Source organism: Cyclobacterium sp. L-R (assembly GCF_056859355.1).
Window position 1 is genome coordinate 72,413 of record NZ_JBSXOH010000052.1, and the last position, 21,693, is coordinate 94,105.

The 21,693-nt window shown below is 38.0% G+C and carries 15 protein-coding genes; 7 read left to right on the plus strand and 8 right to left on the minus strand.

From position 1 onward, the window contains the following. Positions 1-112 precede the first annotated feature (112 nt). The 3 genes from recQ to rho all read right to left on the minus strand — a co-directional run bounded on the left by recQ (position 113) and on the right by rho (position 6,334). Positions 113-2,242 carry a DNA helicase RecQ gene (gene recQ / locus AC13EX_RS06440; RefSeq protein ID WP_482892016.1) on the minus strand — a complete coding sequence of 710 codons (2,130 nt, stop codon included), beginning with the start codon at positions 2,240-2,242 and terminating at the stop codon, positions 113-115. Between the two features lie 283 nt (positions 2,243-2,525). Continuing rightward, positions 2,526-4,250, minus strand: coding sequence for a hypothetical protein (locus tag AC13EX_RS06445; protein ID WP_482892017.1), 1,725 nt, complete (start codon positions 4,248-4,250; stop codon positions 2,526-2,528). 245 nt (positions 4,251-4,495) lie between these two features. After that, positions 4,496-6,334: a transcription termination factor Rho gene (gene rho, locus AC13EX_RS06450; RefSeq protein ID WP_482892018.1), complete on the minus strand. Its 1,839-nt coding sequence runs from the start codon at positions 6,332-6,334 to the stop codon at positions 4,496-4,498. Positions 6,335-6,609: 275 nt separating this feature from the next. On the opposite strand from rho, the gene AC13EX_RS06455 reads away from it, so the two are divergent. Further along, positions 6,610-7,704 carry an AI-2E family transporter gene (locus AC13EX_RS06455; protein WP_482892019.1) on the plus strand — a complete coding sequence of 365 codons (1,095 nt, stop codon included), beginning with the start codon at positions 6,610-6,612 and terminating at the stop codon, positions 7,702-7,704. A gap of 543 nt (positions 7,705-8,247) precedes the next feature. Here the strand turns inward: AC13EX_RS06455 and AC13EX_RS06460 are convergent. From AC13EX_RS06460 to AC13EX_RS06475, 4 genes are read right to left on the minus strand one after another with little or no spacing between them, the layout of a single operon-like run. After that, on the minus strand, positions 8,248-8,568 hold the full coding sequence (locus AC13EX_RS06460) for a glutaredoxin family protein (protein ID WP_482892020.1): 321 nt from the start codon (positions 8,566-8,568) through the stop codon (positions 8,248-8,250). Next, complete coding sequence (locus AC13EX_RS06465) at positions 8,565-10,001, minus strand: MFS transporter (protein WP_482892021.1); 1,437 nt, start codon at positions 9,999-10,001, stop codon at positions 8,565-8,567. The genes AC13EX_RS06460 and AC13EX_RS06465 overlap by 4 nt, the downstream gene beginning before the upstream one ends. An 8-nt stretch (positions 10,002-10,009) precedes the next feature. Next, positions 10,010-11,470 (minus strand): sucrose phosphorylase, encoded by a 1,461-nt coding sequence (gene gtfA, locus AC13EX_RS06470; RefSeq protein WP_482892023.1) that lies wholly within the window; start codon positions 11,468-11,470, stop codon positions 10,010-10,012. 60 nt (positions 11,471-11,530) lie between these two features. After that, positions 11,531-14,215, minus strand: coding sequence for a TonB-dependent receptor domain-containing protein (locus tag AC13EX_RS06475; protein ID WP_482892024.1), 2,685 nt, complete (start codon positions 14,213-14,215; stop codon positions 11,531-11,533). A 456-nt stretch (positions 14,216-14,671) separates the two neighbouring features. On the opposite strand from AC13EX_RS06475, the gene AC13EX_RS06480 reads away from it, so the two are divergent. After that, complete coding sequence (locus AC13EX_RS06480) at positions 14,672-15,514, plus strand: substrate-binding domain-containing protein (protein ID WP_482892053.1); 843 nt, start codon at positions 14,672-14,674, stop codon at positions 15,512-15,514. A 136-nt stretch (positions 15,515-15,650) separates the two neighbouring features. Here the strand turns inward: AC13EX_RS06480 and AC13EX_RS06485 are convergent, their stop codons facing one another. Continuing rightward, complete coding sequence (locus AC13EX_RS06485; protein ID WP_482892025.1) at positions 15,651-16,616, minus strand: glycoside hydrolase family 43 protein; 966 nt, start codon at positions 16,614-16,616, stop codon at positions 15,651-15,653. Between the two features lie 565 nt (positions 16,617-17,181). Between AC13EX_RS06485 and AC13EX_RS06490 the strand changes: the two genes are divergently transcribed. From AC13EX_RS06490 to AC13EX_RS06510, 5 genes are all read left to right on the plus strand, one after another. Continuing rightward, positions 17,182-18,222: a ThuA domain-containing protein gene (locus AC13EX_RS06490; RefSeq protein ID WP_482892026.1), complete on the plus strand. Its 1,041-nt coding sequence runs from the start codon at positions 17,182-17,184 to the stop codon at positions 18,220-18,222. Positions 18,223-18,249: 27 nt separating this feature from the next. Then, positions 18,250-19,101, plus strand: a complete 852-nt coding sequence (locus AC13EX_RS06495; RefSeq protein WP_339923142.1) for a sugar phosphate isomerase/epimerase family protein — start codon at positions 18,250-18,252, stop codon at positions 19,099-19,101. A gap of 59 nt (positions 19,102-19,160) precedes the next feature. Next, a complete protein-coding gene (locus tag AC13EX_RS06500) occupies positions 19,161-19,985 on the plus strand; it encodes a sugar phosphate isomerase/epimerase family protein (RefSeq protein WP_482892027.1) in 825 nt (274 codons plus the stop codon). 3 nt (positions 19,986-19,988) lie between these two features. After that, positions 19,989-20,792: an alpha/beta fold hydrolase gene (locus tag AC13EX_RS06505; RefSeq protein WP_482892028.1), complete on the plus strand. Its 804-nt coding sequence runs from the start codon at positions 19,989-19,991 to the stop codon at positions 20,790-20,792. A 139-nt stretch (positions 20,793-20,931) separates the two neighbouring features. Continuing rightward, positions 20,932-21,624, plus strand: coding sequence for a hypothetical protein (locus AC13EX_RS06510; RefSeq protein WP_482892029.1), 693 nt, complete (start codon positions 20,932-20,934; stop codon positions 21,622-21,624). Positions 21,625-21,693 lie beyond the last annotated feature (69 nt).

Sequence of the window (21,693 nt, forward strand, 5' to 3'; positions counted from 1 at the left end):
TTTTAATTTCGGTTTCCAAGGCTTGACAAAATCACTATGTTAAATGCATCCATTCATCTCCTTCATTGTGAAATAATGCTAATCCTACCCGGTAAGCATTCAGGCAAATCAATTATTTGCTTTCTTTAATCTCTGACAAGGCTACTTTTAGTTCAAAATAGCTGTATTTTTCCCCGAAATGATCTTTCAATTTTTTAAGTCCAAAATCCTCAATTTTATTGGCAACGGCTACGATAGCTTGGGCATCTTCCTCGCTCAGGAAAGTTTTTTTATCTAATTTATTTTCCTCAATCAAGCGCACTATATGCCCTTCGATTGTGGTTTTAGCGAGGCTGCGGACTTGAGCAATTTGAAAAATAGTTTTACCTTCCTTATAAAGTTCAAACGTTTCCTGGACGGAAGCTGATGGAGCCGTTTTTATTTTGCGAACTACTGGAGCTCCTGTTTTTTTTGGAGGAACAATATTATTCTCCTTTATATGGGTTGTTATCACCTTTAAAAAGGCTTCTCCATACCTTTCTAATTTAAGCTGACCAATCCCACTAACTCGAATTAATTCCCTTTCGTTTTTGGGATACTGTTGACTCATTTCCACAAGAGTAGCATCTGAAAAAACAATATAAGGAGGAACATTCTGGGCATCTGCCAGTTCTTTCCGGGTAGTTCTAAGTTTATCGAAAAGTGCTTCATCCTTTTCTGTACTTGATTCAGTTCGTTTGAACACCTCTTCTTCCATGGACAATAGGAATTTCTCCTTAAGCTTCAATTTCTCCCAGCCCAAATCACTTAATTTCAACACAGGCATTTTTGGATCTTCCTGCAGAAGGTAGCCTTCTGCAATAAGTTGAAATCCCAATCGTTTCCAAAAGTCTTCTGACCTGTCTTTCCCTATACCATAAACTGACAATGACTTTTGACTTTCGGTTACCTTAGCTGCCTGAGAACCTCTTAAAACCAGAATAACATGTCCTAAACCAAATTGTTGCCCAAGCCGCACCACGGCCGACAACAACATTTGAGAAAAAACAGTCATGTCTGACTTGTTGTTTTTCTGAAAACAAACATCACAATTGCCACAATCCTGAGGATATTCCTCACCAAAGTAATTAAGCAAATACCTGCGTCTACAAGACTTGGTTTGGCAAAACTGAACCATGGTGTTCATTTTTGCCTTCATGTGCTTAACATAATCTTCATTTTCGGCACTCTCTATCATTCTCCTCAGTGTGATACTATCGCCTAAGCTATAGAACAACAATGCCTCTCCAGGCAAACCATCCCTACCCGCTCTACCGGTCTCTTGATAATAGCTCTCTATATTTTGAGGCATATTGGTATGCACTACAAATCGGACATTGGACTTGTCTATCCCCATCCCAAAGGCAATGGTAGCTACAATTATTTTAACCTCATCCTTTATAAACTTCTCTTGATTTTCTTGCCGAATATCTTTGCTTAAACCTGCATGATATGGCAATGCTGAGAAGCCATTCGCATTTAGTTTAGAAGCAGTGGCTTCTACAGACTTCCTGGACAGGCAATAGACAATACCAGAATCATTGGGCCTTAGGTGAAGGAAATCAACCAGTTTACCAAAAGCGTCAGACCTTAAGGCAACTCTATAGGTAATATTAGGCCGATCAAATGAGGAAATAAACCATTCGGGCTTATTCAGTGAAAGCCTGCTAGCAATGTCTTGTCTAGTTAACTTATCTGCAGTAGCTGTTAAAGCCAGAAAGGGTGTTTCTGGAAATGCTTTCCTTAGCGCCCCCAACTTTAAATATTCAGGTCTAAAGTCATGCCCCCATTGTGATACACAGTGGGCCTCATCAACAGCCACCAAAGAAAGATTCATCTCCTTGAGTGCATTAACCAATGGATAGCCACCAGAAAAAAGACGCTCGGGTGCTACATACAATAGCTTTATACCACCATTCATGGCCTGATCAGAAACATGTCTTTGCTCACTGATATCCATGGTGGAATTCAGAAATGCTGCAGGAATACCAATTTCATTCATCGCATCTACCTGATCCTTCATCAGAGCTATCAAGGGAGAAACTACTAGGGTGAGTCCTGGTAAAACCATTGCAGGAACCTGATAGCAAACAGATTTACCAGCACCTGTGGGCATTAGCGCTATACAATCTTTCATTTCAAGGACTTGACGAATAATCGATTCCTGATGACCTCTAAAAGAATCGTATCCGTAATATTTTTTTAATACTTCTATTGGTTTCATGCAGGAGAGGGTTTGCGCAAATGGTAAAAAGAATCCTAAATTTAACACAATAAGATGTCCTTTTCAACCTCCGAGCATAGCATACTACCTAAGCACCTAACCTTATTCATTTTAAAAGTAATCCACTGTAATTCGAGTGTCCCTTTATGATTGAATTGGTTTAGATCGCAGGTCACCGCTTTTTCAATTTGGGGTAAAATTAAAAGTAGCCCTCCTATTGGAAAGCTACTTTTAATTTAAAAAATTTATTTAAATACAATCATCCAAAAAAATGGGTGATAAACTAAATCTTCATGATTTTCATTCTATAAGCTTCTCCTTGATAAAAAACTTCCAAAACACCTACTCCTCTACTGGCATTGCTCACCACTGTTTGTAACCATTGGTCAAGCTCAATCCCTACTTCACCTTCAAAGCTTGAAGAAGAGGAAGTCTGTAAGAACCTTACATTAATGGTTCCTGTAACATCTCCAGATACCAATTTAATGTTTAAAGATGATCCATCCGTAGGGTTTGGATAGGCAGACCATTTTATTAGTTCACTGCTAGGAACCTGAGCAGAAGCCTTGATAGACACCACATCACTTACCATCTGATTACCATCAAAATCAACTTGTCTGATCCTATAATAAACCATACCTACCAACTCCTTCAATTCCTTGTCTTCAAAAGAATACCTGCTTACATCATTTGTCCATCCTGAGGCATTGATTTCAGTAATTTTTTCAAAGTTGCCAATCCCACCAATAGAACGCTCAACTTCAAAATGACTGTTACCATCTTCAGAAGCCGTTTCCCAAACCAGTTGAGAGGCATTGTCATTGGTAACCTCTACATCAAATGATTTCCATACAACTGGTAGTGCAAAACATCCACTTCCGTAAAATGAATTCCCTTTAAGGTTAATGTGGTAGGTAGTCTCTTTTGTGGAGTTAGGATAATCACAAACATACATTGCGCCATCATCCTTCCCGTTCACCTTAGCACCACCGCTAGCTACAAGCGTTCCTCCTACCATTACCTCACTATTGTCTTCCAAAGTTATTGTACCATTGGTCATCCCAATATTACCATGTATTGTTCCTCTTGACTTGTCTTTTAATTTGATATCAGCCCCTCCACTCGTAGTATAATTCGACTCAAAGGAAAATTCAGCATCGCCTTCTACTGTCATTGATCCACCATACCCCATATCAACATCTCCAATTAAACGGATACTTGCATGGTCCTTCAAATTGATTGACCCGCTACTTCCAGTAGAAGAAGTTCCTCCTACCATTAGCGTACTCATTTTATACATGTTTAATGAACCATTTCCAATAAGCATATTCCCAGTAACATCAGCTTCTCCCGAAAACTCTGATGAACCAATATTAATTTCTCCACCTGATGAATAGTTAAGATCAACTGTCTGAAAATGTCCAAATATGTTTAGAATACTCCTACTTTTTACGTGGGTTTCTCCATTAACCACTAACATTCCACCTTCTTCAATGGTTATTTCTGGCTTATTGTCTCCTATTTCAAAATTATTAATAGTCATTTTCGCATTGTTAGGAACTACAATTTCCACAGCTCTATCAATATCAAATTTTCCATTTACTACCAACTCAGCACCTTCAGCCAAGGTTATTGTTGGTACAGATCCTCCACCGTTTATAGTGATATTATCTTCAAAAATTAATTTTCCATTTGGCCCAATCTCAAGACTTGAAAAAACTCCGCTACCAAAACCTGAAATATTCCCATTATATGTAACCTCATGATTAATAACAACAGTTACCTCACAGCCCCAGTTTTTAGAAATAGGTGGTTGTCCGTTACTTAAGTTGCTCCATTGAGAACAGCTCGTAGAACTTTGCCATGTATTATTCGATTTCCACTCCCCGTCCTTTGTACTTATAAAGTCCTGAGAATAGGCAGTTTCAGAAGCCAACCCGATAGCAATCGTGAAGATCACAATAATAAAACTGTTAAATGACTGAGTAGAATTAAAAAGGACTTTCATTGCTGTTTGTTTTAATTAACAGTATAAAAGTACCTTCAAAACCCGCCGATTAGGGGAATAATCGATAAACGCAGGATTTTTGGGGTTAAAGCACGAGAAAACAAAGGTTAAATAAAAAGGAAAATCAAAAATCTGTATTCAAAAAGTGTTTTTTATGGTTTAAAAAGCAAAAACCCGTATAAAACGGGTTTTTGCTTTTTGGCCATTGGCCTTAAATATTTGATAGAACTTAACAGCTTTATAGATTAACTATTCATGCTAATTAAAAATTCTGCATTGTCTCTTGTACCTTTCATCCTCTGTAATAAGAATTCCATTGCTTCTTGAGAAGTCATGTCGGACATGATTTTTCGAAGTATCCATACACGTTGCATCTCTTCTTTGTCCATCAGAAGATCTTCTCTTCTTGTACCTGAACCAGGAACATCTATGGCTGGATAAATCCTTCTGTTTGAAAGTTTTCTATCTAGAGATAGCTCCATATTACCAGTACCTTTGAATTCTTCAAAGATCACTTCATCCATTTTAGAACCAGTTTCAACAAGTGCCGTAGCAATAATGGTAAGTGAACCACCATTCTCCACATTCCTCGCTGCTCCAAAGAAACGTTTTGGCTTATGTAGGGCATTGGCATCAACACCACCGGATAATATTTTTCCTGAAGAAGGCACTACTGTATTGTGAGCTCTTGCAAGTCTGGTAATTGAGTCAAGCAATATAACCACATCGTGTCCACACTCCACCATTCTCTTTGCTTTCTCTAAAACCAATGCAGCTACTTTTACGTGTCTTTCAGCTTGTTCATCAAAAGTAGAAGAGATCACTTCTGCTTTTACAGAACGTGCCATGTCTGTCACTTCTTCCGGTCTTTCGTCAATTAAAAGAATCATCAAATGAACCTCAGGGTGATTTTCAGCAATTGCGTTGGCAATTCTTTGTAAAAGCACCGTTTTACCAGTCTTTGGCTGGGCCACTATCATGCCTCTTTGTCCTTTTCCTATTGGAGCAAATAGATCTACAATACGTGTAGACAAATTATCATGTGTGGTTGTCAACCTCAATCGTTCCTCTGGAAACAATGGTGTAAGGTATTCAAATGGGATTCTATCTCTTATTTCATCTGTAGTCTTTCCATTGACCGTCCCTACTTTTAGTAAGGCAAAATACTTCTCGCCTTCTTTAGGAGGTCTAATCTGACCTTGAATATTGTCACCTGTTTTCAGGCCAAAAAGTTTTATCTGTGAAGGAGATACGTATATATCATCTGGAGAAGCCAGATAGTTATAATCCAAAGAACGTAAAAATCCATATCCATCAGACATTATCTCGAGAACACCTGAGTTCTCTATAATACCATCAAAATCTTTAATAGTTACCGAAGGCTTTCTTTTAGGGGAATAAGCTTTCTCTTGAGTTGGTTGATCTTCTGAGGTTTCTTTGGCTGGCTTCCGCCTCGTAGACTCAGGTTCAGAATTTGAGGAATTGCTAGTATCTTGGCTTGTTTTAGTTTCTTCAACGTCTACTACAGCTCTTCTCCTTGGCCTAAAACTTCTTCCCTTATTTTCATCCTCTTTAGAAACTTCAGTTGGTCTTTTATTCGCTACCTTCTCCTTGTTGGATTTATCTACACCTTCTGATTTTTTTGAATCAGGTTTGCTAGGTCTATCTTCTGATTTAGAAGGTCTGTCCTCTTGTTTGGAAGGTCTATCGTCAGACTTGATTGGTCTTTCTTTAGCCTTAACAGGTCGGGAAGGTTTAATGTCTTTATCCACTCCTTCAGCACTGTCGTTCTGAATTTTGGTGACATTTTGCCTTTTAAACTTTGGCTTTTCTTCGCTTACCGGTTTACTTTCTTTTATATCGGTATTTGGTGTTTTTATATCTTGATCCGCCTCTATCTCCACTTCCACTTTAGATGGTTTTTTCCTAGGTAGGGATTTCTCAGGGGTGATAGCTTGTTGGTCCAAAATGGCATAAACCAAATCTTCCTTTTTTAAAGATTTAAAATTTTTTACCCCCAACTCCTCTGCTATCTCTTTTAATTCAGACAGTAGCCTGATTCTTAATTCTTCTATGTTATACATAAAAAACGCGTGAATGTAATTCTAGACTGTGTAAATGATAAAATGGTATGTATCTTGATAAGTATAAAAAGGTATACAGACAATTCTGAAACTGCCAGGGTGGCAATCTTCTGCTTTTCGATCCTACAATATTACATCAATCACCAGTAATACGCAAATTTTTATGAAATAGTTATTAAAATAGTGAAAACCAAGCACCTCTGCATTTAGAAATGAATTACTGGTTTACTGTTTTACTAATTCTTATTTTTATTGCTCCATTCAATTGCTTTTCTATGTCTACAGCCAAACTTCTACCAATACAGCATTTAGCGTATTCTCTAATCTCCATTTCCTTATTGCTATGGTTGTTAAATATAGGTGCCTTTATATTGGTTCCTTTGGTTTGGGGTATCTTTTTCGCTTTTGCTTTGTATCCTGTTTGCAAAAAACTAGAGTCCTTTTTTCTACCCAGGTCTTTTGCTATTGCTGTCAGTATTGTATTTGTAACTGCTTTAGTGGGAGCAGTTATTTATATTCTGATTAATCAAATGGTACTTTTGCTCTCTGACATTCCTGAAATAAATACCCTATTGCATGAAAAAACGAATAAGTATTGGTCTGAATTAGAATCCAGTATTGGCATAAATAGTTTTTTAGACAAAGAAGAGTGGCAATCTATCAAATGGTTTGCCGATGGGAATCTAAATGAAACGCTTTTTAACACAGGCAAGTCGATTACATTAATCGGAATAATTCCCTTGTATATTTTTTTACTACTTTACTACAGAGATTTTTTTGTGGCTTTCTTACTTAAGGTATCTTCCAAAAGAAATGAGGCCATATTAAAATGGGTAGGTGATGTTGGTAGGGTTATTCACGCTTATCTGATAGGTATGGTAAAAGTCACCCTATTTGTAGCGCTATTGTCCGGTCTGTATTTTTACTTTTTTGGCGTCAAATATTATTTATTGTTTGCCCTGTTTATAGCAATATTAAACCTTATACCTTATATAGGTGTGGCCATTAGTTCTGTTCTAGTCATTTTCTACGTTTTCCTTACCTCTGACACAGTTCTTGCACCAATCCTTACCCTTGCTGTACTTTGGGGAATTCAACTTATCGAAAACAACTTAATCACGCCTTTGGTAGTTGGCGCTAAAGTCAAAGTCAATGTGTTGGCTGTTGTATTGGCTGTACTGATTGGTGGAGCGGTATGGGGAATTTCTGGAATGGTGCTATTCATCCCCTTGGTTGGAATTTTAAAAATCACCCTCGATAAGATTCCCTCGCTTCAACCTTATGGCTATTTATTAGGAGACGATTTTCCCCAAGTTGATAAAGGCCCATCTTTCTTTCAGTACCTAAAACACAAATGGGCTAAAAAATAATTAGGCAGCAGAAACAGATTTAACCTTTAAAGTCAGAGTGCCTAGGCAGAAATACGCATCCAAACCATTTCTCCAAATTAACGGGGATACTGCAGCAAAACCTTCAAAGGTATAACTGCCAGCAACACCTCAAAATAAAGCCTATTTTTTTGATTAAGTTTACAAGAAGAATATAGAAGTTTTTTAGAGAGGATTTAAATTGCCTTATCCCGCTTAGAAATCAACCCATACTTCAATAAACGAAACAAGCCTTTAAGCCTAGGCCTTACCATACCTGGCAAACTAACCACCATTGATGCAAAAAACCTTCTACGCCTCAAATAACTTTTCGGCATACTAAATTGCCTCCGTTCACGAGATGAAATTGCACTCATATGTTAATGATTTAGAAGTTAAAAATAGACGCCAGAAGATTTTCTCCCAACTCAGTCTTATCACCAACCTATTAATAAAGAATAGGTTATCCTAATCTTTGAGTGGATTTCTACTTTTTATTTCTGATTTTCTTGCGATTACCACACTTCCCGTAAACATGAGACAGGCTTATTTTATTGATTTTAATACCCTTTGCAACTTCTTAAAATCTGCCCCTATAATTAATTGTTTACCATTTAGGTCAAGGACAGGGATGGAAACATTGCCTCGAATTTTATATTTCTTTAATTTATCAATCATCTCCAATTCTTTTTCCCGGTTTACATCTAGATCATAGAAAGTATATTGCATTCCAGCACTGTCTAAGTCATCCTTGAGTTGAATACAATGATTGCATTTTTCACTTCCGTAAATGGTTATTTTATTCCCCGCCTGATGCTTGCATCCAAGGCTAATTACAATTACTATAATTAAAAAAAGATTTTTCATATATTACTTTCTGAAGTATTTAAACGCATAGCCAATACACCTGCCACCATAAATGAACCTCCAGCAAAAAGGATCGCATTAACAGGGTTGTCATTTAGCAAATTTTGAATAATAGGACCAAAGGTTATAGTTTGAATAAACATAGGCACCACTATCATCATGTTTACAATCCCCATGTATACTCCTCGTCTTTCATTTGGAATAACTTTGGAGACAATGGAATAAGGGACGCCCATTATGGTCGCCCATCCGATCCCCAATAAAATCATGGGAAGAAGCAATAGAATTTCATCATGAATAAAAGGAAGTACTAACATTGCAATTCCTGTTAGAAAAAGACTAGACACATATACTAACTTATTACCGAACTTGGCAGCAAGTGGTACTAGAGCCAATGCAACAATCATGGTAACCAAATTATAAGTCCCGTTCATTAAGCCTGTTTGGGATAATGCCTGTTCAGACAAACGTTGTATGCCTTCAGCAAATTCTAAATCAGCCGGACTTACCACCGAGCCACTCATGCACAGCGCTTTAATCGTCTCAAATTTTAATATATCATTATTGCTAATTCCATATATGGAGGTTCTCAACATCGGTGTAATGAATTGCCAGTAGATAAACAAGGCATACCACTGAAATAGATAGACTACAGACAAGGTTTTTAACAATTTGGGCATATCGGCTATTGCCCCCATAATCTCTAAAATAGGAGCAGTTGCTTTTTTTAAAAAAGGTATGTCATTGTTGCGTTTCAATATCTCCAGCTCTTTTTCAGAGGGCGGGATTTCAGGGGTCTTGATTACTGACCAAAGAATGGTACCCATTGAAGCAACTGCCCCTAGAAAGAAAGAATAATAAACCCAAGTTGGAATTCCTGAAACCATAGCGGAGGTAGGGTCACAAATTTCTGAAGCTATATCATGGTGAGAAAACCAGTCCTGAAACAGAAATATGGAAAAGTTGGCGATAGTAATTCCTGCCCCTACGAAAAGGCTTTGCATCTGAAAACCATAAGTCAGTTGCTCCTCAGGTAACTTATCCGCCACTAACGCCCTGTAAGGTTCCATAGCAGTATTGTTTCCCACATCAAGTATCCAAAGTAAGCCTACGGCAAACCAAAGTTCTGAACTGTAAGGGAAAGCAAACAAACTAAGGCTTGCTATAATCGCACCTATCATAAAAAAAGGCTTTCTTCTCCCCCAGCCTGGCACCCAGGTCTTGTCAGAAATGGCCCCTATTATAGGTTGGATGATCAGTCCCGTTACAGGACCTGCCAAATTCAATAATGGAAGTTGAGCATGGTCTGCTCCTAAAAATGAAAAAATAGGGTTAACTGCAGTTTGTTGAAGTCCGAAGCTAAACTGGATTCCGAAAAAACCCAGATTCATGTTCCAAATCTGCCAAAACGATAGTTTGAATTTATTGGTCATTGATTTTTCTAGAATAGTTGAAGCATGGAATTTCCCGTACTATCTGAATAACTTATTCTTAAAATATTCTCCTCAAAATCAACATTAAGTGTTGATTTAAACTCATCCTTGACCCATGTTAGAATAAGTGCATCGGAATCACTTTTTTCAATAATAAAATCGCCTTCAAATGAAGGATGATTGTTCCTGAACTTCATTAACTTTATAAGGGATTTAACTACATCCCTTTCCAAAGCCATCTTTATTTCCTCATTTTCATAATAGTGCCTATTAATATCACGCCCTACATTAGTTTTTCTGAGCAGCTCCATGTCATTTTCTCCTGCAAGCAATCCCACATAATACACCTGAGGTATACCTGGGCAGAAAAATTGAATAGCCCTGGCTATCAGGTAATCCTGATCATTTTTACCAAGGGCATCATAAAAGGAACAATTGACCTGATAAAGATCAAGGTTAGATGCTGCTTCTCCAGTTGCTTCAAGGCTCTGCCCATTGGCATTTTTATGAATACTCTGAACTAAAAGGTCCACATCTTCATCAGTTAGTAAACCTAGGTTACCATTACTCCCTGTAACATCTATCACTCCTATACCATCATGTGTATCCAATACTGTCACACAATTCCTCGGACTTATTTCCAGCCAGTTCTTTAACTCCGTAAATCTTCTACTTCTTATACTATGAAGCACTAAAGGGGGCAAGGCAAAATCATAGACAAAGTCAACTTTCTGTGCAATCTTAATCTGTTCTCGATAATAAGAATGAATTTCAACCAAAACTTCCATTCCTAAACGCTTTGCTTTCCCTGCAAATTTATCGAGAAACTTATAGGTTTCTGGAAGCATGAAACAAGAAGTACCTGCCTTCTTAATTGCATATCCAGCTGCATCCAATCTAATCATCTTAATGCCTGCCTGACTAAATTTTTCAAGTATGGAATTCAGGTAGGCCTCACCCAATGGATGCAAAACATCTATATCCAACTGGTTACTTGTAAAAGTAGTCCATAAATTTATTGATTCCCCATTTGCAATTGTTTTTTTCGTAAATGGTATACTGGGTCTGGGCCTGTAAATAGCCTCAATATCCTCTACCGAAGCCCCCTCAGAGAATACTTTTTCTTTGGTCAGGAATAAATCAAAAAATGGGGAATCAACACCTTTTTCTTCCACATCCTTAAACTCCTTAGATTGAGCAGAAACGTGGTTTACTATAATGTCTGCCAATATATCAAAATCTGTACTCATTTTGGAAACATCCGTCCATGAACCTATCCTCTCGTCTACCCTTGTATGATCAATTGGGTCATACCCAGCATCTACACCGTCAATAGGGAAATAAAAAGGCAATAAATGAATCCCTCCAAATGCATCCTTAAATTCGTTCTTAATTAATTTATGGATTCCTTTTAATCCATTGTCTCCAAGCCTATTGGCATAGGTTATTAGTTGTATCTGGTTTTTCACGATCTAATTCATTAAATTGAAAAGGGCAGTCATTTCTGACCACCCCCCCCAATCATATGCCTAAAATTTAAACTTAAGTGTAATAGAGGTTGTACGACCATTGATAGATCTAGCCCTTATCACATTTGTAGCTCCGTTTGTAATGGAACCTTCCTCTGACTCTGTCAATCCAAATGCATTAAACAAGTTATTGGAGTTAACACCAATCGAAAGCCCCTCTACTATATCATAGTAAGCAAAAGCATTCACTTGAGTATATCCCGGCATTACCAAATCGTTATTATCCTGAGCATACATATCGGTAGTACCTATTAGGTTAAACCCTACAGTACCCTTTTTAAAATTATAAGATGGCGTTAGGTAATAAATAAAATCTGCCTGCCTCCTTGGAGTATTCCCCTCTATTTCAGGATTTAATTTATCTTTAGAGATTTCAGCCTTTGTCCAAGTAACACTTCCTCTCACATCAAATTTCCCAAATCGTGCTGCTGTTTCAAGTTCTAGTCCTAAGGCTGTATACTCTCTGTCAAAGAACTGTTGAGTAGTTGCTTCAAAATTTTGTTCCTCGAGATTTGAATAAAAGGCTGTTCCGAAAACACCTATTTTAGGTGATTTATATTTAAAACCAGCTTCCATTTGCGTAACCATATCAGAATTTAATCCACCTACAGCAGATCCGTCAGCAGCTATTCCCGGGCCAAATAATAACCTATCAGCATTAGCCCTACCACCACGGCTATATCTTGCAAAAGTTGCCTGACTATCTGAGATTTTGTAATTCAAACCCAAAGAGTAAGAAAGGTAACTCCAATCGTAATTAATTGGGTTTGCATTTGCATTATCCACGGAAGATACACTTTGCTCAGGCACTGAAATCATCCCATCTCGATTCATATCTATAGCAGATTGTACAGCGCCTGCATAAGTACCAAAAGCGCTACCATAATCATACCTCAAACCCGCATCAAGAGATAGCTCACCGAATTCAAAACTGGTATTTATGTAAGGTGCATTCACGTCATAAACTGCATCATAATTTCTAGTACAGCAATTATCCCAGAAAGGAACCCCATAAGCGGTAAGTCCATTTTCAGTATAAGTAGTATTACCATCTGCACTCGAAACGTCTAGTAAAGCTGCATTGGTGGAGTTAACTTCCATCAAGTATGAATTCCACAACCAAGACATATTGATATGTTGGATACCTTTAAAAAAACCAAAAGTAAAATTGACATTATCCATTTCCTTTGACAGTTGTAAATCATTGGAAAAGTTATTGAAATTATTGAAGTCCACATCAAAAAGGTGTATTCTCATAGCCAGTCCATTGCCGTTTAATGCGGATGGATTACTTATTATATTTCCTGCATTTGGGCCATTAGCATAACTTAAGACCGAATTATCACCTCCAATTGAGTTAGCCATCGACTGGGCATCAGTCACTTCTGAAGGAAAAGGGGACACAAAACGCCCTGTATTAAATTGCTGTCTGAATTTATTGACGATAGACCAATCATTACCTAGGTAAAAGTTAAACTCTCCGCCAATCGCAGTGGATATAGGATTCATACCTTCCTGAATACTACTTCTCCTTAAGTTTCCATCTGCTCCCATACTCAAGTTGGTCATTAAATAGGGTGAATGAGGAGTTCCACTTAAGGCGTTGAAATTATTCACATTCCCTAATACAGGAGAGCTATTTGACCCTGTTACCTGAACAGGCATCGGAAGATACCCAATAGACCTGTCATTGAGATGCTTGAAATACAGTCTAACAAAACCTTTATCAAATTTCTTGGTCAAATTAGCTTTAATTTGCCCCCCTGAATTTGCATTGTATCCTGCATCCCTAGGGCCTTCTCCTTGTCTCCAAAACCCTCCAATGTGGAAGTTCATGTCTTCTCCAATTGGAGCACCATATTCGAAATCAGTCCTAAAAGTATTATAGTCCATCCCTACTGTGGTTCCAACAGAACCTCCTTCAACTTTACCTGATTTACTAATAAAGTTGATGACACCTGCAGGAGAATTACTTGAGAGTACTGATGCAGAACCTCCCCTTAAAGCTTCAATTCTATCAATCGTATTATCTGCCCTTAAAAATATATCAGCATTCCCAAACGAAATATCTCCAAACTGCATCACTGGAAGTCCGTCTTCATGCAATTGCAAGAATTTAGCACCTCCTGTAGCAATAGGTATTCCTCGGACAGTAATATTTGCATTTCCTTCTCCTCCTGTTGCCTCTGTTTTCACTCCAGGTAAATTTCTGAAAATTTCTGCAGTGGATCTGGGTGCTGCCTGATTAAATTGGTCTGTCCTTATAGAACTCACAGAAATACTTGATTCAATGGCGGTTTTGGGATCTGTATTTCCTGTTACTATGACTACATCCAAACCAACAAGGTCCGCACTCATCTGGAAATCTCTGGAAATATCACCTTGTCCTAAAACTACAGGTTCCTCAATAGTTGAAAACCCTAAAAAAGAAACCTTCAAGATATGCTCCCCTTCTAAATTTGTTTCCAAATTATATTTCCCATCAAAGTCTGAAATTGCTCCAAGAGAAGTGCCTTCCAAACTTACAAGGGCGCCAATAATAGCTTCCCCGGTTTGCTGATCTGTAATGGTTCCAGATAGCTTGGTTGATATCTGAGCAAAGGCATTAAAATCATTTATAAAAAAAATTAATGCTCCTATGGCGATGATAAATGTTCTTTTAATATTATTTTGAATAATTGTCATGATTGGGTCATTATTTAAGTAATTGACTTGAATTATTTATCAAACTGATAAGTGAATAATACTCTGGCCAAATATTATTTATGCCCCAAACATGAAAAACATTCGGTTAATAGTCAATAGCTATAAAATATGTAATATTACGTAACCGATTACGTAACCGATTTCGTTTAAAAATTATTTTTAATTTATAATAATTCTAAATTAAAAACACCTAATCTGACATAAATCCTTTCAACAAATAACTCCAAAATTATGCCTAAAATACGTGTAACTTTAAAGACAATAGCCTCCAAATTAGGCGTTTCTGTACCTACTGTTTCCTGAGCATTAAAAGATTATCCTGATATCAGTAAGGAGACAAAAACGGCAGTACTAAAGCTTGTAGATGAACTTCATTATATCCCCAACAACCTGGCACTCAACCTGCGCAAAAACAAATCAAATATTATAGGAGTAATCATTCCTGAAGTCGTGCACTTTTTCTTCTCCAGTGTTATTAAGGGAATAATGCAAACTGCCGAAAACCATGGATATTCAGTACTACTCACTCAATCCCAAGAACAACTAAAACTCGAAAAAAAACACGCAAAATTGCTATTTTCATCCCATGTTGATGGGTTATTGGTTTGCCTTTCGGATGAAACCAAATCTTTTGATCATTTTAAAATCTTTGAAGAGTTCAATATACCATTAGTATTGTTTGACAAAGTACTCGACACAGATACGATAAGCCATGTCATTATTAACGATAGGGAAGGTGCTTTTCAAGCCACCGAACATCTGATTCATCAGGGCTGCTCAAACATCCTTTTTCTCAAAGGACCGAAGGATCCTCTTAATACAATAGAGCGCTTTAATGGTTATAAAGATGCCCTAGAAAAATACAACATTCCTCTAGACTCTTCTAATATTAAGAGCTGTCCTCACATAACAAGACCTGAAGCCTACCATCTAGTAGAAAAAGTGATTAAAGAAGGCCAGCTTTTTGACGCAATCTTTGGTGTCAGTGACATTTTATCTATCGGAGCACTGGGTGCCTGCCAAGATAATGGGATTAAAGTCCCTGAAAAAGTTTGCATTATTGGTTTTAGTGATTCTGAAATGTGTGAAATTACAAGACCTCAATTAAGTTCAGTCTACCAACCTGGATTTGAAATTGGTGAAAAATCAACACTAAAGTTAATACAAGAAATCCAACATATCGAAAACGATGGAGAACAAAAAGCAGAACAAATCATTCTAAAGTCCTCATTGAAGATAAGGGAGTCAAGCAACAGGATCTTGAAAACATTTTGTTAGAAATGGTATCATCTATTCCTCTTTGCTCATCAGTAAATACTATTTCATATGGAATTGAACCTCACAATAAAATCTTTGAAGTAAAGCTTTATTTTAAGTTTATTTCTAAAAATTTACTAATCTAAAATTCATAATATTACTTCATCTTCAGCAACAATTCATCCAAAAAAGACGCATCTACCTTAAATACTGTGCCATGCCTGGTGCCTTCCGGAAAACTGATTTTCTCAGAAATATCCGTCCAGTTTTTTAAATCTGAGGACATCACTGCTCCCATACTGTGTTCTGTATATTTATCGAAATAGACCACCCATTGATCACCAACTTTCGTAACCGTAGGACCTTCAGCCCAGTAATCCCCAGTAATGGGCTCGCCTGCATCCCCATAGCCGCTAGTAAGCGAATCACTTACAGCTATGCGAATATTCTTCTTGGCTGGCTCTCTGGTTTCGTCCTTCACGAAAAGATAATATTTATCCTCATGTTTCTGAATGGTACCATCAATCACATTAAAGCCTGGCTCGTAGAACAACTTGGTTTCTGAAAAAGTCCTAAAATCTTTTGTCGTCACATAATATTGCCTGTGATTGTAGGCATTGTCCTCTTGAGATTGTGTCTCAGGATAAAGACCAGTTATGGTGGTGGACCAATAGATAAGGTACAACTCTTCCTCATCATCATAAAAAACCTCGGGCGCCCAGGTATTGCGGGCATTCGGTTCATGGGCCATTACCGGTATAAACTGTTGCTCTGACCAGTTGATCAAGTCTTCGGAATAAGCATAACCTATCCCTTTCTCTTTCCAACTAACCGTCCAAACCATATGAAACAGCCCATCATCGCCTTTAATTATACAAGGGTCCCGCATTAGCTTATCTTCACCTACTTTAGGTGTCAATAAAGAAGCCCCATCATTCATGGCTTTGAAAGTATAGCCATCTTTAGAATAGGCGAGATGCAACCCATCTTCACCATTTCCAGTGAAATAGGAAAAAAGATACACTTCTTCTTCCTCCATTTCTTTCTGGTCTGATGAACGACAAGAAAATAACAAAACCAGCACCATTGCCAGCATCCATGAAGACTGCTTTCTAAAAGACATAGCTATTAATTTTTAATTTTAACCCTAAGATAATAATAGATAATACATTTAAAAATCAATTTAAATTTCAATCACACAGTAAATATGGAAAACCCATAGGGTAAATACAATTAACATTATAAACTTACCATTGCGTTAATTAACTGCAGTCAGGAAAGTTTAACTCAACCAAATATGCTCTTTAGGAGTAATGTTTGCTGTTTTACTTTATCAGACTCATAGGTAAAGGAGAAATCCAGCCTTAGGCAGCTAACTCAGTAGGAGATTTGGCCTACGACAACTGGATAAGAACACCTATCTTTGAAATCTTTGACTCAAAGTTAAGGCTGGGAGATTTTGTTGGAATAAATAAAAAATGAATTCTCTCGTGCAAAGGTATAATGCGTACAAATTATAAACCTATTAATTCCTTTTAGGGCCATCTTTGGAAGGGAAATAGAAAAAAAATGAAATCAATTGTGCTTTTCGCTCCTTTTATCCCAGATTACCTGTATCTATTTGAATAAATGAAGGATTCTTCCAAACAATTTTCTTACTTTAATTCTTGAAATAACACCTAATATAAATGAATACAAAAAACCAATTTAAAAGCAATAGCCTCAAAGTAGCTACCCTCTTTATTTTTACCTTTATTTTGTCAGCAAGTTTGACATTTGCTCAGGGGGACAAACTTCTGTTACAGTTTAAAGGAGAAAATGGCGCTGGACAAGGAAAAAACGTCGTTCTAATAAGTGGCGATGATGAATACAGGTCTGAGGAAGGACTGCCAATGTTGGCTAAAATACTTTCCAAACACCATGGTTTTAACACCACTGTTCTTTTTGCCATTAACCCTGAAAACAACCAAGTTGTCCCAAACTATAAGACCAACATCCCTGGAATGGAACACCTTGAAGAGGCTGATTTAGTCATTATACTTTTGCGTTTCAGGGAACTCCCTGACGAGCAAATGAAATATTTTGACGCTTACCTTAAATCCGGCAAACCTTTGATTGCTTTGCGAACATCCACTCATGCTTTCGCTTATAGTAAAGACAATAAGAGTCCTTATGCAAAGTACCATTGGCAAAGTAAAGTACCGGGCTGGGAAAAAGGTTTTGGTAAAAAAATATTGGGTGAAACCTGGGTGGCTCACCACGGACACCATGCGGTAGAAGGCACACGTGCCCTTTTAGATGGCATCCAAGTTTCCGCTAAAAACCCACTATTAAATGGAGTGGCAGATATCTGGGCTGCTTCAGATGTTTATACAGTTACTTCCTTAGGTGAAGATGCAGAGGTATTGATCCATGGAGCATCTACAGCCGGAATGAATGCAGAAGCACCCATCAACTGGAAAAAATCGCTAATGCCTGTGGTATGGACAAAAAGTTACCAAATAGAAGGTGGGAAAAAAGGAAAAGTATTTGCCAGCACACTGGGTGCTTCCATTGACTTGCAAAGTGAGGACTTACGCCGATTAATTGTGAACGCGAGTTACTGGGGACTCAACATGGAAAACAAAATACCTGAAAAAGCCAATGTGGATATTGTTGGAGATTATGCGCCCACCATGTTTGGTTTTGACAATTTCCGACGTGGAATGAAAGTCACTGATTTCGAATAATTTTCAAAGCATAAATAACAATAGATAATGAATAAGATTGGATTTAATGTCTTGGCTTGGTCAGCTGCAGTTTCTGACGAATTAAAGCCTATTATCGAAAGACTAAAAACCATTGGCTACGACGGAGTGGAGTTTTTTGTAGGAGCACCGGATGAAAAAGCCTACAAAGAAATTGGCGATTTCACTCAAGGGCTAGGACTTGAAAGCAGTACCGTTTTCGTAATGGGCCCGGATGAAAACCCTATCGATCCCGATCCAAAAGTAAGAGCCAAAGCCCTTGACAAAATGAAATGGACCATCGATCGTTCTCATGATTTGGGCGCAAAAATTATTTGTGGTCCTTTTCACTCTGCCTTTTCTACTTTTGCCCAGAGATCTCCAACAGAGGATGAATACAGCAGAAGTGCTGAAATCCTATACCAAGCTGGTGAATATGCCAAGCAAGCCGGTATAATACTTACACCGGAAGCCTTGAATCGATTTGAATGTTACCTGTGTAACACCATGGATCAGTTGTTGCATTTGATTACCAAGACGAATCATCCCAACGTTCAGGCCATGTTCGATACCCACCATGCCAATATTGAAGAAAAAAACCTAGGCGATGCCATAAGGAAAATTGCTCCGGTATTGGGCCATGTACATATCAGCGAAAATGACAGGGGAACCCCGGGGTCCGGTCACGTTCCTTGGGATGACACCTTCGCAACCCTGGCTGAGATAAAGTTTAAAGGTTGGCTTACCATAGAAGGGTTCACTAGAAATGACCCTGACTTTGCTAATTCTATTGGCGTATGGAGGGATTTTTCCGAGCCTTGGGAAATGGCTGAAAATGGTTACAAATTCATTAAATCCATGGGAGAGAAACATGGGCTTTAAGCCTTTTCCCCTTATATTATTTTGCACTAATAAAAACAATAACCAAAAACCCCTATATTATGTCTGAACTACCCTTTCGCTTTGGCGCAGAAGTGTACACATGGTTTATGAGTAAAAATGGAGAAACCTACAAGGGCCAGCTAGGCCATATGATAGAAGTGATCTCCGAAGCAGGATTTACTGGCATCCAGCCAATTTTTACCTGGATGGGTCCACTGGCAGATGCCGACCAGCTAGAGGCAAAGTTAAAAGAACAAAACATTTCATTGGCAGCAGTAGCTTTGGCATTGGACTGGAACGGCAGCAAAGAAACTGAGGAGGAAAAAAAGATTGCTGATGAAGCCATCAAATTGTTGTCCCGTTTTCCAGGGTCGGTACTATGCACCGTACAGATTCCTACAGGAAGGCATGAACTTATTCAGCGGAGAAAAAACCTGGTAGACATAGTAAACACCGTATCTGCCAGGGCAAAAGACCAAGGAGTCACCAGCAGCTTTCATCCCAATTCCCCACACAGTTCCATTACAAGGACAGAAGAAGATTATAAAGTCATTCTCGAATCTTTGGATCCTAAAGTTACCGGTTGGTGTCCTGATGTGGGACATATAATCAATGCAGGCATGGATCCTTTGGCTAAGATGAAAGAATACCAATCCCTGATCAACCATGTCCATTATAAAGATTGGGATGGAAATCCTGAATTCACCTTGATGGGAAATGGCAAAGTGGAACTTACAAGCATTACCCAATGGCTTAAAGATGAAAAGTTTGACGGCTGGATCATTTGTGAAGATGAAGGCCAGGAGGCTTTAAAAGATCCTGATTTCGTAACCCTTCACGATGGAAAATGGGTTCATGAATCGCTAGTTCCAAACTTGAAATAGCCCATGCCTACCGTTAAAACCAATGGAATAAACCTCTATTATGAGGAACATGGACAAGGAGATCCCTTACTACTCATCATGGGCATAACTGCCCCGGGAGCAGTATGGGAAAAACACCTGGAACATTGGAAAAAATCATTCAGGTGCATCCTCGTAGACAATCGCGGTGTGGGACTTTCGGACAAACCAGCTGGCCCCTACAGCTCTGCTCAGATGGCAGATGACTGTGCAGAATTATTGACACATCTTGGATTGGAAAAAGTAAGGGTGGCAGGAGTATCCATGGGAAGTATCATAGCCCAAGAACTTGCTATCCGACACCCTAACCTAGTCAAGTCAATGGTGCTGATGTGCCCTTGGGCTAGATGTGACAATACCGCTAAGGATATCTTTAAGCACATGGTAGACATCAAGGCCAGGTTAAAACCTGAAGAATTTAGCCGTTATATTCAATTGCTGATTTTTTCGAAAGCTTCCTTTGACGATGAAGCCACCTATAAAGGCATGCTTGAAGACCGAGAAAATGCCAAAAATGACAGCAATCCACAACCACTTATTGGCCTAGAAGGGCAAGCCGCAGCCTGTATCCATCACAATACCCTTGAGCAGCTGCCTGAGATAAAGCAAGCTGTGCTGGTAATTGGGGGGGAAGAAGACAAATTCACACCAGTCTGGATGACCAAAGAAGTTGCGAACGCCCTTCCAAATTCAGATTTATACATCTACCCTAGGAGTGGGCATGCCTTCCATTGGGAAAATATTGAAGACTTCAATCCTAGGATAAACCAATGGCTTCTAGCGCATTAATTTAAATAGGCACGACCAATTTTATAATATATTGGTCGTGTTTTTTTGTGACTAAATCGCCTATTTTTTGATAAGAAAGAATATTTTATTATATTAACAAATACCCTACGTTACCTATAATAAGCTAATCTTCACCCAAATGAAATTCTTCATTCCTACTGAAAAGCTATTTAAAGCTTTTTTAGTGGCAATATTCTTGTTGCTACTTTTAAATTTCTTAAGCATCTTCCTAGCTATAAATCATGATGGAAGTAATACTTTAGAATCTTTTATTATTCGGCTTTTTGATTTTAATCAAGAAGCAAATATCCCTTCATTCTTCTCTTCGTTGCAGTTTTTGACCGCGTCCATTTTATTGTTGGTCATCACAATTTATAAGAAAACAAGTGGTAAAAAATACATTGGTTGGCTTGGCATGACGCTATTATTCTTTCTTTTAATGGTGGACGAAGCAGTTTCTATTCATGAATTTTTACTTGGCTTTTTAGTAGAAAAATACAATTCCTCCACCTTTTTCTATTATGTCTCTCTATTTGCCTTTGGTTTGGTTTTACTAGGAATAGTGCTTATTTATATCCCTTTCTTTAATCATCTGAATAGAAAATTGCTTTTCTCTATGCTCCTATCTGCTGGGGTATTCTTACTTGGCGCCATTGTGTTTGAAACCATTGGAAATAATACCCTTGACACCGATGGACTAAGCTTTGGTTATAGACTAATATACACAATTGAGGAAACGCTAGAAATGCTTGGATTGGCAATATTTATCAACACCCTAAATTGGTATGTTGCAATCAAAATGCAAAAAATATCCGTAGTCCTCACCCTTTAAAACTAAAAGCCAATCAAATTTTCGTAAAAACTTTAAGGACATCTATTTTTTCGAATATTAGAAAACTAG